Source organism: Allobosea sp. P4_H5, from assembly GCF_056400825.1.
In genome coordinates this window covers 345139-359123 of sequence record NZ_JBFUKM010000002.1, presented here as the reverse complement: position 1 = coordinate 359123, position 13985 = coordinate 345139, and the positions used below count along the sequence as shown (strand labels likewise).

Here is a 13985-nt window from a genome sequence, read left to right as displayed (position 1 = left end):
CCGTATTGGCGGAAATTGAAAGATCAGCGGGTCAGGCCAACAGCACCCGCTCGCTGGTACTGCAGCGGCGTGATCCCGAAGGAGCGCTTGAAATGCCGGGTCAGGGCGCTCTGGTCATAGAAGCCGCTGGCCAGCGCCGCGTCCGCGATCGGCGCGCCGGTCTTCAATTGCCGAATCGCCGACTTCAGCCGGAGCTGGGTCAGATAGGCGTGGGGCGTCAGGCCGGCCGTACGCTTGAACAGGCTGATGAGCTGGAACGAGGTCATGTCGACCCAAAGCCCCATCTCGGTCAGGCTCAGCCCGCTTTCCGCATGCTGCGAGGCCATCCGCCTGGTCACGAGCGAAAGCGCAGCCTCGTCGCGCGGCGCAGTCGGGATCGCGTGGGCGCCGTCGCCATGACGCGCGAAGAGCTGGCCGAAGCTGGCGACGAGGAGCTCGCGCTCTTCAAGCGGATCATGGCCGTCGTCCAGGCTGCGGTGCAGCCGGGCGAAAGCCGCGATCAGATCGGCATCGCCAACGACATTGCGCATGAAATAGGCCGGGCGGTCGATGCCGAGATCGGCCGTGACCTGATCGATGGCGGGCTGCGTCAGATAGAACGAGCGATAGCGCCAGCGTTTGCTCCAGCCCATGCGGCCGGAATGGGGCTCGGCGGGATTGAAGACGAGCAGCACGCTCTCGCGAGCCTCGTCGCTGCGGCCACGGCTCTTGAACTCGGAGCCGCCGCTCTCCGTCACCGCGACGACAAAGGCTTCGTGCTGGTGCGGCGCGTAGTCATGCGTCGTGAAGTCGGCGTGGAGGCAGCTGAGTCCGTCGACGCCGGTCACGTTCCAATAGCGTGCGGTATTGTGTCTATCGACACGGGCCAACGGCGCATTCCTTTCGACTGCACGCATTCTCGCACGATCTCTCGATCGCGTCCAAGCCCGGCGTCAGTGACGGCCGCCCACCCGACGGGAGTTGGCAAAGCTCGTGGCGACAAAAAACCGGCCCCTTCCGGGGCCGGTGAAGCGCGCCTTTGCGCGAATTCGTCACGGACCGCCGCGGTCCGCTCTGTTATTTCAGTGTAGTGTCGGTGCCGGCATGGTCAGCCGCACGCGCTCGATCTCATCCTTCAGCAGCAGCTTCTTCCGCTTGAGCTCTGCCACGCCAAGATCGTTCGACGAGGGACTGGCGACCGCCTGGGCGATGGCTTCCTCGAGCTGGCGATGCTTGCGTTCGAGCTCGGCGAGATGTGTCTGCAGCGACATCTGGATCCTCCTGATGAGCGTTCTAGCAAGAGAAGTTTGACACAGAGCCGGCTTCACGTCTGCGGGGCAGACGTGCACTGCACCATGAGTTTCTGTGATCCCTTCCGGGACCTTTCCCGAGGCGCGTGAATGCAAGCGAGCCGGCCCGCATCGCGCCGACGACACCCTTGCCGGGCCGCCCGCGCCTGCGCATAGTCGGCCGCGATCGCGGCGATGATGAGACGGCTTCATGGGATTCGAACTGAGCCAGGAGGAGATCGAGGGCCTGCAGGCGGAACTCGCGCGTCTGCGCGAGGAACATCGCGATCTCGACAGCGCCATCGATGCGCTCGAACGCCTCGGCCCGATCAACCAGATCCAGATCCAACGCCTGAAGAAGCGCAAGCTCTATCTGCGCGACCGCATCTCCCATCTCGAAGACCAGCTGACGCCTGATATCATCGCTTAGGCACGGAAATTCCGCAGGAATCCCGATTCGGCGCTTGCCTGTGACGCTGCGGCCGGTCTAGATCGCGCGCTTCCTCCCTCCTGCCGGGAAGCGCCGATTTCATGGCCGAGCCGACCCCACCCGTCGCCATCATCATGGGCAGCCAGTCCGACTGGGCGACGATGCGCCATGCCGCCGACACGCTTGCCGAACTCGGCATCGCCTTCGATGCGCGCATCATGTCGGCCCATCGCACACCGGACCGGATGTATGCCTTCGCCAAGGGCGCCAGGGCAGAAGGCTTCAAGGTCATCATCGCCGGTGCCGGCGGCGCGGCGCATCTGCCGGGCATGACGGCCTCGCTCACGCCCCTGCCCGTCTTCGGCGTCCCGGTCGAATCCAAGGCGCTCTCCGGCCAGGACAGCCTGCTCTCGATCGTGCAGATGCCCGGCGGCATCCCGGTCGGCACGCTCGCCATCGGCAAGGCCGGCGCGATCAACGCCGCTTTGCTCGCCGCCGCCGTGCTCGCCCTTTCCGACGAAGCGATCGCCGAGCGGCTCGACGCCTGGCGCGCCAAACTCAGCGCCGCCGTCGCTGAGCGCCCGAAGGATGAAGCATGAGCCAGCCCGATCCGCGCGGCCTCGGCCCCGGCGCCGTCCTCGGCATCCTTGGCGGCGGCCAGCTCGCCCGCATGCTGGCACTGGCCGCGGCGGATCTCGGCGTGCGCGCCCATATCTTCGCGCCCGAGCCCGACAGCCCGGCCTATGAGGTCGCTGCCCGCCACACCATCGGCGCCTATGAGGACCAGGCCGCGCTCGCCAGCTTCGCCGACGCCGTCGACGTCGTGACCTACGAGTTCGAGAACGTTCCGGCCGCGACCGCCGCCTTCCTTGCCGCCCGCACCCCGCTGCATCCCGGTGCGAGGGCGCTCGCCGTGACCCAGGACCGTCTCACCGAGAAGCGCTTCGTCGCCGATCTCGGCCTTGCCCTGGCGCCGTTCGAACCGGTCGACTCGCTCGCCGATCTGGAAAAGGCTGTCGCCAAACTCGGCCGCCCGGCCGTCCTGAAGACGCGACGCTTCGGCTATGACGGCAAAGGCCAGGTCAAGATCGCCGATGGCACCGATCTCGTGCAGGCCTGGGACGAGATCGGCCATTTCCCGGCGATCCTCGAAGGCTTCGTGACGTTTTCCCGCGAAGTCTCGGTCGTCGCCGCCCGCGCTGCCGACGGCTCCTTCGCCGCCTTCGACGTCTGCGAGAACGAGCACCGCGACCACATCCTGGCGCTGACACAGGTACCCGCCAATATCGGTGCGGCTGCGGCGGACGCTGCGATCGAGGCGGCCCGGCGCATCGGCGAGGCGCTCGGCTATGTCGGCGTGTTCGCCGTCGAGTTCTTCCTGGTCGAGGACAAGAGCGGCGAGCAGGTCGTCGTCAACGAGATCGCCCCGCGCGTCCACAATTCCGGACACTGGACCAGCGAGGGTGCCGAGACCTCGCAGTTCCACCAGCATGTCCGCGCTGTCTGCGGCTTCCCGCTGGGCGCGACGGCGCGACGCGGGCGCGTCACCATGCAGAACCTGATCGGCGACCAGGCGAATGACTGGCGCGCCATCCTGGCCGAGCCCGGCACGCATCTGCATCTCTACGGCAAGCGCGAGGCGCGACCGGGCCGCAAGATGGGCCACGTCACCCGCGTCCTCCCCGACACCGACTGAACGCCGGCGCGCTGCCAGCCCCTGAAACCCGCGCGTTTTCACGCGTTTTGCGGCGTTGCAGCGTGGACAGGCCCAGGGAATTCTGGTATCCGCACGACCCTCGCGGCGATCTCCCGGACGGGAGGTCGCCGCCCCGATTCCGGACCACCGACAACGACGGACTGAAGACGTGCAGGTTCTTGTTCGCGACAACAACGTCGACCAGGCGCTGCGAGCGCTGAAGAAGAAGATGCAGCGCGAGGGCATCTTCCGTGAGATGAAGCTCCGCGGCCATTACGAGAAGCCGTCCGAGAAGAAGGCGCGCGAGAAGGCCGAGGCCGTCCGCCGCGCCCGCAAGCTGATCCGCAAGAAGCTGCAGCGCGAAGGCCTGCTGCCGGCCCCGGTCAAGCCGAAGCGCCCTGAGCGCCCCGCTCGGCCGGCGGTCTGACCACGCGAGAGGCTAGGCCACTAGCTAGTGCCACTGATATCTACGTGCGCCTGGAGCTTCTCCAGGCGCTGTTGTTTTTGGTAGCCTCGTTAACCAAACTTTGTCAGGGCTTGGGCGTTTTGGAGGATGGCGGCGCACCGGGGCGGTGGCGCCGCATGGCAGGCGAGAGTTCGAGGCGATGGATAAGATCATGCTCACAGGCAGGAACTGGCTGATCGCGACGGGCCTAGCGCTCGCGCTCGCAGGCTGCGACACGGTGAGCATGAGCTCCGGCGCCGGCGTCGCCGAGCTCCAGACCGAGAACACCGAGGCAGCCAGCGTCAACATCGGCTCGCTCAGCGAGGTGATCAACCGCAACCCGAACGACCCGCAGGCCTACAACACGCGCGGCGCCGCCTATGCCCGCATCGGCCGCTATTCCGACGCCATCTCCGATTTCACCAAGGCGGTGCAGATCGACGCCAATTTCGCGCCGGCCTACACCAATCGCGGCCTGGCGCTGCGCCAGAGCGGGCGCAACGACGCCGCGCTGCAGGATTTCAACCGCGCCACCACCGCCAACCCGAATTACGCCCCGGCCTTCGTCGCCCGCGCCAATCTGCTGCGCCTGCAGGGCAACAGCCAGCAGGCGTTGGGCGACCTCAACACCGCCATCCGCCTCAATCCGGAAGCGGCCGAGGCCTTCCATGCCCGCGGACTGGTCTACCAGAAGGAAGGCCAGCACCAGCAGGCCGTCACCGATTTCGACTCGGTGATCGACCGCAACCCCTATACCGCCCCGCCCTATATCGCCCGGGGCGAAAGCCTGAACGCGCTCGGCAAATACGAGCCGGCGCTCGAGGACTTCACCGCCGCGCTCAATGTCGACAACCGCAATGCCGCCGCCTGGGCCGGCCGCGGCTTCGCCTTCGAGAAGCAGGGCAAGAAGACCGAGGCGAGCGAGGCCTATCAGCGTGCCCTCGGGCTCGACGGCAACAACCAGATCGCCCGCGCCGGCTCCGCCCGCCTCGGCAGCGGCGGCATGTTCCGCCTCTGAGACAGTCCAGCCTACTGCGCCGCTGCGGTCACCGTCTGGCTGCCGGCCAGCCGGCCGGTGCCGAGATCGGCGAGGAAGCGCCTGATCTCGGGCACCGAGCCATGGGCCGGCAGGTTCTCGTGATTGCCCTCCGGGAAGCGGATGAAGCGCTTCGGCGGATTGGCGAGCGCAAACAGCGCCTCGCCCTGGCTGAACGGGATGACACCGTCACGTTGCCCGTGCAGAACGAGCACAGGCGCTTTGACCTTGCCGATGACCCGGTCGGAATGGAACTGATCGTGCATGAAGAGCCCGATCGGGATGTAAGGGTAGAGCTGCTGCGCCACCGCAGCGGTCGAGAGATAGGGCGCTTCCAGGATCACCGCCTTGAGCGGAGCCTCCGCCGCCAGCTTAACCACCACGCCGGTGCCGAGCGACTCGCCGTAGCCCACCAGCCGCTCCGCGCCGAAGCGCGCCACGGCCGCGGCATAGGCGGCGCGCGCGTCCTGCGCCAAACCGTCCTCGCTGGGTGAGCCCGTCGAGCCGCCATAGCCGCGATAATTGACCGCGAACAGGCCGGTGCCATCCTGCGTCAGGGCGCGGAAACGCGTCTGCCGGATCGCCCGGCCGAAATTGCCGGCATTGCCGTGAAAGAACAGCAGGACCGGCTTGCCCTCGCGCGGCGGCACCACCCAGGCGATCAGCTTCTCACCATCGGCTGCCCTCAGCACCGTCTCCTCGACGCCCGGCAGATTGGCGCTGGCGATCTCCGCCCGGGCCGGATTGCGCGGATACAGCATCTCGCGCTGTTTGACATAGAGCAGCGCCAGCACGGCGCCATAGACGCAGAACGCGCCGATGGCGAGAAGCTTCAGGATCCTGCGCATCGCCCGCTACCTTCGGCCGCCGCCCAAACGAAAGGGCCGGCATCGAGCCGGCCCTTTACGACGTTCCGATGACGAGTGCGCCGGCTCAACTGCGCCAGCGTCCTGACGATTCCGTCAATGCCGGGCCTTCGCCGCTCAGTAGAGCAGCAGCGCCAGCAGCATGAGGACGAAGGGAACGAGCGTGGCGCGCCAGCCGATCGACGGGGCGGCGATGCCGATGCCGGTGCCGACCAGGGTCAGCAGCGTGCCGATGATGGCCGTGCCCCAGGCATGCTTGGTGCCGCCGACCGCGAGCGCCCCGACGATGGCGAGGCAGGCGAGCGTGCCGACCTCGGCGAAGTGCACGAAGCCCGTATAGGTGCGCTCATGCTCCGGATAGTCCATCTGCGGAATGTCGGCGGCGTGTCCGTGGTCGGCCATGAAGGAAATCCCGATTTCAAACCCTGTCCTGACGCCCTGTAGCGCACCTGAAAAGGGTCGGCAACGGAGGGCCGGAGTGGCGACGGCCATTTCCTGAGCCACAACGACACAATGCCCGGAAAAATGCGCGGCTGACGCCGGCTGAGGCGGTTCAAGCCATGAACCGGGCAGCGCGACTTATGGCAGCAGCCCCGGATGGACAGGCGCCGGATCGCAGGTGCCCCGGCGATTCTGATCGTCAGGAACTCTGAAGACCGGCCGCAGCCAGCGCCGCGCCCTGCTCGCTCGCCACTCTGGCGACGCTGAAAGCCTCGATCTCCTGCTCGAACAGCCGATGGAAGTTGAGCTCGGCGTCGAGATGCAGGAAGACGCCGCCAAGACCGATCGCAGCGCGGTCCATGAAGACGAATTCGCGCGGCACCGTCACCGGCCCCCGCGCCTTCAGCGCCGAATGGACCTGAAACGCCTGCTTGCGACCGTACTCCGACGGTTTGACACCCTCGGCGATGCGGCGTGTGCGATCCTCCAGCAGCGGGCCGTAGATGAACTTCGCCCAGATGTTGAGAGTATCGATCAGCTCCTTGGTCAGGCCCTTGAAGCCCCAGACCTCATAGGCGTGGACGACGCGGGCCTCCTCCCCAGTGAGCAGGCCGCGATAAAGATCGACGACGCCGCCGACGAAGCTCGGCGGGAAGATGCGGATGCAGCCATAGTCGAGCAGGTTGATGCCTTGGGGCTCGCCGCCCTCCTGGAAGACCGTGTAGTTGCCGAGATGCGGGTCGCCATGGATCACGCCGTGATGGCTGAACGGCCGCCACCAGGCCCTGAACATCGCGGTCGAGATCCGGTCGCGGACTTGCTGGCTCGCCTGCTTGTGGTTCAGGATCTTGTCGCCATCGAGCCAGCCCATGGTCAGGAGCCGGCGCGTCGACAGTTCCGGCACGACATCGGGCACGCGCACCTCGGGCGTTGCCGCCAGCATGTTCTGGTAGAGCGCGACATGCTTGGCCTCGCGGCGATAGTCGAGCTCCTCGCGGACGCGGGCGCTGATCTCCTTGGCGATCTCGCTGGTGTCGATCACCGCGCCCATGCGCCGGTGCAGCCCGAACAGGATCTCGAGCTGCGAGATGTCGGCTTCGACAGCCGATTCCATGTCGGGGTATTGCAGCTTGCAGGCAACCTGTGCGCCGTCGTGCATCGTTGCCCGGTGCACCTGCCCGAGCGATGCCGCCGCAGCCGGCTTGAGATCGAACTCGGCGAAGCGCTCGCGCCAGCTCGGGCCGAGCTCGGCCTGCATCCGGCGCTTGACGAAGGCCGCGCCCATCGGCGGCGCCTCCGATTGCAGCTTCTGCAATTCGGCGGCGTATTCCGGCGGCACAACGTCGGGGATGGTGGCGACGAGCTGCGCCACTTTCATCAGCGGGCCCTTCAGCCCACCGAGCGCCTTGGCCAGTGCCTCGGCATTGGTGGCGTTACGGCCCTCCAGCCCGAACAGCTTGGTGCCGGCGATCCGCGCCGCCACCCCGCCGACATTGGCACCGACACGGGCATAGCGCGCCGCGCGGGCAGAGAATCGATTGGCTTCGCTATCGCGTTCGGACATGCGGGCTCACGGCGCTGTGACGGCTGCACCCGATGTAGGCGCTCCGTCTGGGAAAGCCAGCCGACACGCTGTCTCAGGAGCGCCCGGCCTGCTCGATCGCAACCGGAAAGCCACGGCCGAGCGAGTTGGCGACCATGCAGATCGCCTTGGCTTTTTCGATGACGGGGGCAGCGTCAGTACCGTCCTGCATCTCGCACTGGACGCTCATCGTCGCAGCTTTGGCCAGCAGCGGGCTGCCTTCCAGCTCAACCGTGACCGAGACGGCGATACGCCCGAGCGCGGCGCCGAGCGCGTCGGCGGCATAGCGCAGATCGTTGCAGAAGCAACCGCCAAGAGCGAGCGCGAGCAACTGCGCGCCATTGAAGCCGAGCCCCATCCCGCCGGCCTTGCCTTCGGGCCGGTCGACGACGACGGTATGCGCACCCGCCCAGCCCATCGCGGCCTGCGTACCTTCGACATTGCGCAGCTCGACAGTCACCGATGCCATAGGGATCTCACCTCGCGGAAGAACGCGAGAGGCTACCCGGTAGCGACGATCGTCGCCACTGTCCGGTCAGCCGGCGAGGCTCGCCCTGACTTCCGCGACGCTCGCCACTCGCCCGCCCGCCACCTCGACCTTGCGGACCATGTCGGCGATCAGCTCTGCATTGCTGCGCATCTCGCCGAAGGGCGCATCCTCCAGCCCGGCACGGACATGGACGCCGCGTGCGACCGCCGGCGCGACGATCTCGCTGAGGTCGACGCCGAGCCCGGCGATCATCACCGGGGCCAGCGGCGCACACTCCGCCAGCAGGGCAAGATGGGCCTCCAGCGCATAAGGTTTCGGCGGAAAGCCCCAGGCAAAGGCGTCGGAGAACATCAGCCGGTAGATCGGCGTCGGCATGCCGGGATAGACCTTCGCCAGCGCCGCGCCGAGCCGGGTGAAGCCGGGCTCGTAGATCGCATAGCTCGGATGGATCCTGTGCGCCTGCGCCACCGCCATCCCCTCGCGGATATGTTCGCCGGGGTTCTGGTAGATGAAGCCGGCCTCGCCACCCGGAATGCCGGCGAAGGTCGTCCAGTTGCACGAGCCGGGATCGAGCACGCCCCATTCGACCAGGCCGCGCTTGGCCAGCTCCTCCAGATGCGTGTAACGGCCCGAGCCGATCATGTCGCCGGCGTAACCGGAGCCGAGGATCGGAATGGTCGGGTAGACGATCGCGTCGACCTTGGCCCTGATCCCTTCGATCGCCTGGGCATAGAGCTCCCAGTCGTCGCGCTGGCGGCCGGTCTCGACATCATAGACATGCAGATGGACGATCGCGGCGCCGGCCTCGACCACGGCGATCCCGTCGGCAACGATGTCGGGGATCGCGATCGGAATGCCGGGCTGGCGCTCCTTGCCCCAGGGCCCGTTGATCGCAGCCTCGATCCAGATCGGCTTGGTCATGCGGGCGCATCCTTCGGCCAGTTGTCCCGGATCCAGCGCGTCAACCCCTCCTCCTCGACCTCGCCGGCGGCAAGCGCGAGGATGATCGCGGCTGCATCGGCTTCGCTCGGCGCGAACTCGATCCCGTTCAGCCGAAGGAAGATGATCAGCGCCAGCAGCGAGACGCGCTTGTTGCCGTCGATGAAGGGATGATTCTTGGCGATGCCGAACGCATAGGCCGCCGCCAGCGCCGCCATATCGGTCTCGCCATAGGCGAAGCGGTTGATAGGCCGCGCCAGAGCGGATTCCAGCAAGCCGCGATCACGAATGCCGTCAGGGCCGCCGAAGAGTGCCAACTGCTCGGAATGGATATCGGCGACGACGTCGGATGTGAGCCGGAACGGCTCGGTCATTTCGCCAGCTCGCGCAGTGCATTGGCGTATTGCTTCATCGCCTTGCGCGCGATCGCCATGGTGCGCTCGTGCAGATCGTCATGCGGCGTCAGCTTGAAAGCGCCCTCAGGCTGCTCGACCACGGTCAGCTTGTCGCCTTCCGCCAGCTTCAGCCGCGCCAGCAGCTCCTTCGGCAGGATGATGCCGACCGAATTGCCGATTTTGCGGACCTGCAGGACCATGGCCTGCTCGGCGGCGGGCTTCTCGCGCTTGTTCATGGCAGGCTCCGCCACTTGTCTGTTGTACAAACTGTATAACAGACAAGTGACGGACAGTCAGCCTACAGCACCCGACACCCGCGGCCGGCCTCTGCGCAATGGGGAACCGCCTTTAACGATCTCGCCGCCTCACTCGCCCTTGTTGACCGAGATCGGCTTCAGCACGTTGCTCGGCTGGACATACTTTGCGACCAGCGCGTCATAGGTACCGTTCGCCTGCAAACGCTCCAGCGCGCCCTTGACCGCGTCGCGCAGCTGGCCGCCCTCGGCCGTCTTCGGGAACGGGATGCCCGTCAGCGAGCGGGTGAAGGGCTCGCCGAGCGGGATATAGGTGTTCGGCTCGAGCTTCTGGAAATGCGTCATCGTCTCGCTGCCCTGGACGCCGCCCTGCAGGCGCTGCGTCTTGAGCTGGGTACGGGCGTCGACCGAGCCCTCGGTACCCACCACGGTGATCGCCGGCTTGCCCTTGGCGACGCAGTTGGCATCGCTCCACTCGCCGATCTGCTTTGGCCAATTGGTCGAGCGGCTGGCGCCGACGCTCTTGCCGCAGAGATCCTCGACCGATTTGATCGTCGAGGCGAAGGCGGTGACGGTGTAGAACTGCGCGCCCGAGACCATGTAGTCGACGAAATCGACCGTCTCGCGCCGCGCCGGCAGGTCGCTCATCCCAGCCATCACCATGTCGACGCGGCCGGTCGTCAGCGAGGGCAGCATCTGGGCGAAGGCGGTGTCCTGCCATTCGGCCTTGACGCCGAGCTCCTTGGCGATCGCCTCGCCGAGCTCGTAGTCGAAGCCCGCCATCTGGTTGGTCGCCGGGTCCTTGTAGACGATCGGCGCATAGTTCGGCTGGGTCGCGATGACGATCTTGCCGGCGCTCTTGATCCGGTCAGGCAGAGCCTGGGCCTGGGCGGCGAGCGCGGTGCCGGCGAGCAGCGCGGCGGCGAGCGAAAGGCGAAGCATGGTGGTCTCCCTCTTGTCTTTGCTTGAGTTCGATAGGCTTGGATTCACTTGAGGACGGCAGCGATGAAGTCGCGGGTGCGGGGCTGCTGAGGCGAAACCAGCACCTGCTGCGGCGGCCCCTGCTCGACGATCTCGCCCTTGTCCATGAAGACGACGTCGCTCGCGACCTCGCGGGCGAAGCCGAGCTCATGGGTGACGACGATCATCGTCATGCCGGTGGCCGCGAGATCGCGCATCACGTTCAGCACCTCGCCGACGAGCTCGGGATCGAGTGCCGAGGTCGGCTCGTCGAACAGCATCACCTGCGGCTTCATCGCCAGCGCGCGGGCGATCGCGATGCGCTGCTGCTGGCCGCCGGAGAGCTCGATCGGATAGGAATCGCGCTTCTCGGAAAGGCCGACACGCTCCAGCAGCGCCATCGCCTCGGCGACGATCTCGCGCCGCGGCCGCTTCAGCACCGTGAGCGGGCCCTCGATGATGTTCTGCAGCACCGTCATGTGGTTGAACAGGTTGAAGCGCTGGAAGACCATGCCGGTCTTCAGCCGCTGGCGCGCGATCTCGGCGTCGCTGAGCTCGTGCAGTTCGTTGCCGATACGGCGATAGCCGATCAGCTCGCCGGCGACGGTGATGGCGCCGGCATCGATCTTCTCGAGCTGGTTGATGCAGCGCAGCAGCGTCGACTTGCCCGAGCCGGACGGGCCGATGATGCATTGCACCGCGCCCGGCAGGACCGAAAGCGAGACATTGTTCAGCGCCTTCAGCGGGCCGAACTGCTTGGTGACGCTGGCGGCGACGACGATCGGGGACAGGGCGGTCACGCGGCGGCCTCCTCGGCGACCTGGGGCTTGGCGCGGCGCTCGCCCCGGCCCTTCGAAAAGGCGCGTTCGAGGAAGAACTGGCCGATCTGCAGGAGGGTGACGACGAGCAGGTACCAGCCGGCCGCGACGATCAGCAATTCGATGACGCGGGCATTGGCGTAATAGACATTCTGCGCGTTGCGCAGGATCTCGGAAAACTGGATCACGCTGGCGACCGAGGTCAGCTTGACCATGCTGATCACCTCGTTGCCGACCGGCGGGATGATCACCCGCATTGCCTGCGGCAGCACGATCCGGCGCAACGTCGTCAGCCGGGTCATGCCGATCGCCTTGGCGGCCTCGGTCTGCCCGAGATCGACCGAGAGGATGCCGGAGCGGACGACCTCGGCGGTATAGGCGCCCTGGTTCATGCCGAGACCGAGTAGCGTCGCCATGAACGGGCCGATGATGTCGATGGTGCGCCACTCGACCACGCCGGGGATGCCGATCGTCGGGAAGACCAGCGCCAGGTTGAACCAGAGCAGCAATTGCAGCAGCAGCGGCGTGCCGCGGAAGAACCAGATGTAGAACAGCGCGACGCCGCGCAGCACCGGGTTCGGCGACATGTACATGATCGCGAAGACCACGCCGAGCACGATGCCGAGCCCCATGGCGCAGACGGTCATGATCAGCGTGTTGACGAGACCGGCGAGGATCGCCGGCGCGGTGAAGAACTGCGCCACCACCGGCCAGGCGATCTGCCCCTGCGCGAAGGCCTTCACGATCCAGGCCAGCACGAACAGGATCGCAGCGGCGGCGATCCAGCGCCCGTAGAAGCGCTTGGGCACGATGGTCAGGCCGGCGAGCTCGGCGAGGCCGCGATCCGGCATGGTCCGGGTTGCACTGCTCATGCCGCGCGCTCCCTCGTCCACTGGGCGAAGCCGGCGAGCCAGCCGCGGAAGCGGCCGATCTGCTCGGCGACCCTCGCTGGCGCGGTGCCGCCATGGCCGCTGCGCGCCGCGACCGCCGCATCCAGCGTCAGCACGGCCAACACGCTCTCGTCGAGGCGCGGATCGATCGCACGCAATTCCACCGGCTCCAGCCCTTCGAGCTCGCGGCCCATCTCCTCGCAATAGCGCACCAGCGCCCCGCTGATCTCATGCGCCTCGGCGAAGGGCACGCCCTTGCGGGCGAGATGATCGGCGACTTCGGTCGCGAGCGCAAAGCCCGTGCCTGCCTGCGCCCGCATCACCTCGGGCTTGGCCTCCATCGTCTCGACCAACCCGGCGAAGGCCGGCAGCACTTCGCCGAGCACGTCGACCGCATCGAACGCGGCGCGCTTGTCCTCGGCGAGGTCGCGGTTATAGGCGAGCGGCAGGCCCTTCAGCGCGCCCAGCATGGCGACGAGATCGCCGGTCAGGCGCGCCGCCCGGCCGCGCGAGATCTCGGCGATGTCCGGGTTCTTCTTCTGCGGCATGATCGAGGACCCCGTCGCGAAGGCATCGTCGAGCACGACCCAGCCGAACTGGCGCGAGGTCCAGAGCGTCACCTCCTCCGCCAGCCGCGACAGGTTGGTCGCCAGCATCGCCGCGACGAACAGGAATTCCGCGACATGGTCGCGCGCGCCGACCGCGTCGACCGAATTCTCGCAAGGGCCGTCATAGCCGAGCGCCCTGGCGCTGAGTTCCGGCGTCAGCGCGATCGCCGAGCCGGCGAGCGCAGCGGCTCCCAGCGGTGAGAGCGAGGAACGCTTCTCCCAGTCCTGCAGGCGGGAGGCGTCGCGCGACAGCGCCTGGCCATGGGCCATCAGCCAATGGCCGAAAGTCACGGGCTGGGCGCTCTGCAGATGGGTGAAGCCGGGGCAGACAGAACCTGCGTGCCGCTCGGCCTGGTCGGCGATCGCGTCGAGCAATTCGGCCAGCATCGCGCCGATGGTCCGCGCCTCGGCGCGCAGATAGAGCTTGAGATTGTTGGCGGCCTGGTCGTTGCGCGAGCGTCCGGCCCTGAGCTTGGCGCCGGTCGCGCCGATCCGCGCGATCAGCACGCGCTCGATGAAGGTGTGGACGTCTTCATCGCTCTCATCCGGCGCCAGCGTCCCGGCGGCGAGATCGGCGGCAATCGCTTCGAGTGCCGCGACGATGGTCCTGAACTCATCCTGGCTGAGCAACCCGGCGCGTTCGAGCTCGGCCGCGTGCGCCTTGCCGCCGGCGATGTCCTGCGGCGCCAGGCGCGCATGGGCGCCGGCCGCGCTCGACAGCTTCATCATGCGCGGATCGGGCGACTTGCGGAAACGGCCGCCCCAGAGACGCGTATTATGGTTCATGATGCTCTCCCCTTGCCTGAAACACTGCCCTCTTGACCGCGCAACCGGCAAACGAAACGATCTCCTCTAGGGTAGTCGCTG

Annotated in this window: 18 protein-coding genes; 5 read left to right on the top strand and 13 right to left on the bottom strand. The window is 67.1% G+C overall.

The features are described from left to right. Positions 1 to 23: 23 nt before the first annotated feature. Both AC1DS0_RS05680 and AC1DS0_RS05675 read right to left on the bottom strand, forming a co-directional pair. Positions 24 to 869: a helix-turn-helix domain-containing protein gene (locus tag AC1DS0_RS05680; protein WP_476813406.1), complete on the bottom strand. Its 846-nt coding sequence runs from the start codon at positions 867 to 869 to the stop codon at positions 24 to 26. Positions 870 to 1061: 192 nt separating this feature from the next. Continuing rightward, on the bottom strand, positions 1062 to 1250 hold the full coding sequence (locus tag AC1DS0_RS05675) for a YdcH family protein (protein ID WP_152012182.1): 189 nt from the start codon (positions 1248 to 1250) through the stop codon (positions 1062 to 1064). Between the two features lie 229 nt (positions 1251 to 1479). On the opposite strand from AC1DS0_RS05675, the gene AC1DS0_RS05670 reads away from it, so the two are divergent. The 5 genes from AC1DS0_RS05670 to AC1DS0_RS05650 all read left to right on the top strand — a co-directional run bounded on the left by AC1DS0_RS05670 (position 1480) and on the right by AC1DS0_RS05650 (position 4857). Continuing rightward, positions 1480 to 1698, top strand: a complete 219-nt coding sequence (locus AC1DS0_RS05670; protein WP_152012181.1) for a YdcH family protein — start codon at positions 1480 to 1482, stop codon at positions 1696 to 1698. A 101-nt stretch (positions 1699 to 1799) separates the two neighbouring features. Further along, on the top strand, positions 1800 to 2297 hold the full coding sequence (gene purE, locus AC1DS0_RS05665) for a 5-(carboxyamino)imidazole ribonucleotide mutase (RefSeq protein WP_476813405.1): 498 nt from the start codon (positions 1800 to 1802) through the stop codon (positions 2295 to 2297). Continuing rightward, on the top strand, positions 2294 to 3394 hold the full coding sequence (locus AC1DS0_RS05660; RefSeq protein WP_476813404.1) for a 5-(carboxyamino)imidazole ribonucleotide synthase: 1101 nt from the start codon (positions 2294 to 2296) through the stop codon (positions 3392 to 3394). The genes purE and AC1DS0_RS05660 overlap by 4 nt, the downstream gene beginning before the upstream one ends. Positions 3395 to 3563: 169 nt before the next feature. After that, positions 3564 to 3821: a 30S ribosomal protein S21 gene (gene rpsU, locus AC1DS0_RS05655; RefSeq protein ID WP_092161278.1), complete on the top strand. Its 258-nt coding sequence runs from the start codon at positions 3564 to 3566 to the stop codon at positions 3819 to 3821. A 190-nt stretch (positions 3822 to 4011) separates the two neighbouring features. Continuing rightward, entirely contained in the window at positions 4012 to 4857 is an 846-nt protein-coding gene (locus tag AC1DS0_RS05650) for a tetratricopeptide repeat protein (protein ID WP_476813403.1), read from the top strand. An 11-nt stretch (positions 4858 to 4868) separates the two neighbouring features. Here the strand turns inward: AC1DS0_RS05650 and AC1DS0_RS05645 are convergent, their stop codons facing one another. From AC1DS0_RS05645 to argH, 11 genes are all read right to left on the bottom strand, one after another. Beyond that, entirely contained in the window at positions 4869 to 5723 is an 855-nt protein-coding gene (locus tag AC1DS0_RS05645; protein WP_476813402.1) for an alpha/beta hydrolase, read from the bottom strand. A gap of 135 nt (positions 5724 to 5858) precedes the next feature. Continuing rightward, a complete protein-coding gene (locus tag AC1DS0_RS05640) occupies positions 5859 to 6143 on the bottom strand; it encodes an aa3-type cytochrome c oxidase subunit IV (RefSeq protein WP_152012176.1) in 285 nt (94 codons plus the stop codon). Between the two features lie 238 nt (positions 6144 to 6381). Continuing rightward, positions 6382 to 7746 carry an ABC1 kinase family protein gene (locus AC1DS0_RS05635; protein ID WP_476813401.1) on the bottom strand — a complete coding sequence of 455 codons (1365 nt, stop codon included), beginning with the start codon at positions 7744 to 7746 and terminating at the stop codon, positions 6382 to 6384. 73 nt (positions 7747 to 7819) lie between these two features. After that, positions 7820 to 8233, bottom strand: coding sequence for an OsmC family protein (locus AC1DS0_RS05630; protein ID WP_476813400.1), 414 nt, complete (start codon positions 8231 to 8233; stop codon positions 7820 to 7822). 66 nt (positions 8234 to 8299) lie between these two features. Beyond that, entirely contained in the window at positions 8300 to 9175 is an 876-nt protein-coding gene (locus AC1DS0_RS05625) for a beta-keto acid cleavage family enzyme (protein WP_476813399.1), read from the bottom strand. Beyond that, positions 9172 to 9567, bottom strand: coding sequence for a type II toxin-antitoxin system death-on-curing family toxin (locus tag AC1DS0_RS05620; protein WP_476813398.1), 396 nt, complete (start codon positions 9565 to 9567; stop codon positions 9172 to 9174). Before AC1DS0_RS05620 ends, AC1DS0_RS05625 begins: the two co-directional genes overlap by 4 nt. After that, the gene (locus tag AC1DS0_RS05615) at positions 9564 to 9824 is read right to left on the bottom strand and encodes an AbrB/MazE/SpoVT family DNA-binding domain-containing protein (RefSeq protein ID WP_476813397.1); all 261 of its coding nucleotides are present in this window, start codon (positions 9822 to 9824) and stop codon (positions 9564 to 9566) included. The genes AC1DS0_RS05620 and AC1DS0_RS05615 overlap by 4 nt, the downstream gene beginning before the upstream one ends. Positions 9825 to 9953: 129 nt before the next feature. Then, complete coding sequence (locus tag AC1DS0_RS05610) at positions 9954 to 10784, bottom strand: ABC transporter substrate-binding protein (RefSeq protein ID WP_476813396.1); 831 nt, start codon at positions 10782 to 10784, stop codon at positions 9954 to 9956. Between the two features lie 44 nt (positions 10785 to 10828). After that, positions 10829 to 11593, bottom strand: coding sequence for an amino acid ABC transporter ATP-binding protein (locus tag AC1DS0_RS05605; RefSeq protein WP_476813555.1), 765 nt, complete (start codon positions 11591 to 11593; stop codon positions 10829 to 10831). Positions 11594 to 11598: 5 nt separating this feature from the next. Further along, entirely contained in the window at positions 11599 to 12492 is an 894-nt protein-coding gene (locus AC1DS0_RS05600) for an amino acid ABC transporter permease (RefSeq protein ID WP_476813395.1), read from the bottom strand. Beyond that, positions 12489 to 13904: an argininosuccinate lyase gene (gene argH, locus AC1DS0_RS05595; RefSeq protein WP_476813394.1), complete on the bottom strand. Its 1416-nt coding sequence runs from the start codon at positions 13902 to 13904 to the stop codon at positions 12489 to 12491. The genes AC1DS0_RS05600 and argH overlap by 4 nt, the downstream gene beginning before the upstream one ends. Positions 13905 to 13985 lie beyond the last annotated feature (81 nt).

What these genes read in the sequence shown, in the direction of transcription:
- AC1DS0_RS05675 (WP_152012182.1), bottom strand. Translation starts at nt 1,250, where the DNA reads ATGTCGCTGCAGACACATCTCGCCGAGCTCGAACGCAAGCATCGCCAG.
- AC1DS0_RS05670 (WP_152012181.1), top strand. Translation starts at nt 1,480, where the DNA reads ATGGGATTCGAACTGAGCCAGGAGGAGATCGAGGGCCTGCAGGCGGAA.
- purE (WP_476813405.1), top strand. Translation starts at nt 1,800, where the DNA reads ATGGCCGAGCCGACCCCACCCGTCGCCATCATCATGGGCAGCCAGTCC.
- AC1DS0_RS05660 (WP_476813404.1), top strand. Translation starts at nt 2,294, where the DNA reads ATGAGCCAGCCCGATCCGCGCGGCCTCGGCCCCGGCGCCGTCCTCGGC.
- AC1DS0_RS05650 (WP_476813403.1), top strand. Translation starts at nt 4,012, where the DNA reads ATGCTCACAGGCAGGAACTGGCTGATCGCGACGGGCCTAGCGCTCGCG.
- AC1DS0_RS05645 (WP_476813402.1), bottom strand. Translation starts at nt 5,723, where the DNA reads ATGCGCAGGATCCTGAAGCTTCTCGCCATCGGCGCGTTCTGCGTCTAT.
- AC1DS0_RS05640 (WP_152012176.1), bottom strand. Translation starts at nt 6,143, where the DNA reads ATGGCCGACCACGGACACGCCGCCGACATTCCGCAGATGGACTATCCG.
- AC1DS0_RS05635 (WP_476813401.1), bottom strand. Translation starts at nt 7,746, where the DNA reads ATGTCCGAACGCGATAGCGAAGCCAATCGATTCTCTGCCCGCGCGGCG.
- AC1DS0_RS05630 (WP_476813400.1), bottom strand. Translation starts at nt 8,233, where the DNA reads ATGGCATCGGTGACTGTCGAGCTGCGCAATGTCGAAGGTACGCAGGCC.
- AC1DS0_RS05625 (WP_476813399.1), bottom strand. Translation starts at nt 9,175, where the DNA reads ATGACCAAGCCGATCTGGATCGAGGCTGCGATCAACGGGCCCTGGGGC.
- AC1DS0_RS05620 (WP_476813398.1), bottom strand. Translation starts at nt 9,567, where the DNA reads ATGACCGAGCCGTTCCGGCTCACATCCGACGTCGTCGCCGATATCCAT.
- AC1DS0_RS05615 (WP_476813397.1), bottom strand. Translation starts at nt 9,824, where the DNA reads ATGAACAAGCGCGAGAAGCCCGCCGCCGAGCAGGCCATGGTCCTGCAG.
- AC1DS0_RS05610 (WP_476813396.1), bottom strand. Translation starts at nt 10,784, where the DNA reads ATGCTTCGCCTTTCGCTCGCCGCCGCGCTGCTCGCCGGCACCGCGCTC.
- AC1DS0_RS05600 (WP_476813395.1), bottom strand. Translation starts at nt 12,492, where the DNA reads ATGAGCAGTGCAACCCGGACCATGCCGGATCGCGGCCTCGCCGAGCTC.
- argH (WP_476813394.1), bottom strand. Translation starts at nt 13,904, where the DNA reads ATGAACCATAATACGCGTCTCTGGGGCGGCCGTTTCCGCAAGTCGCCC.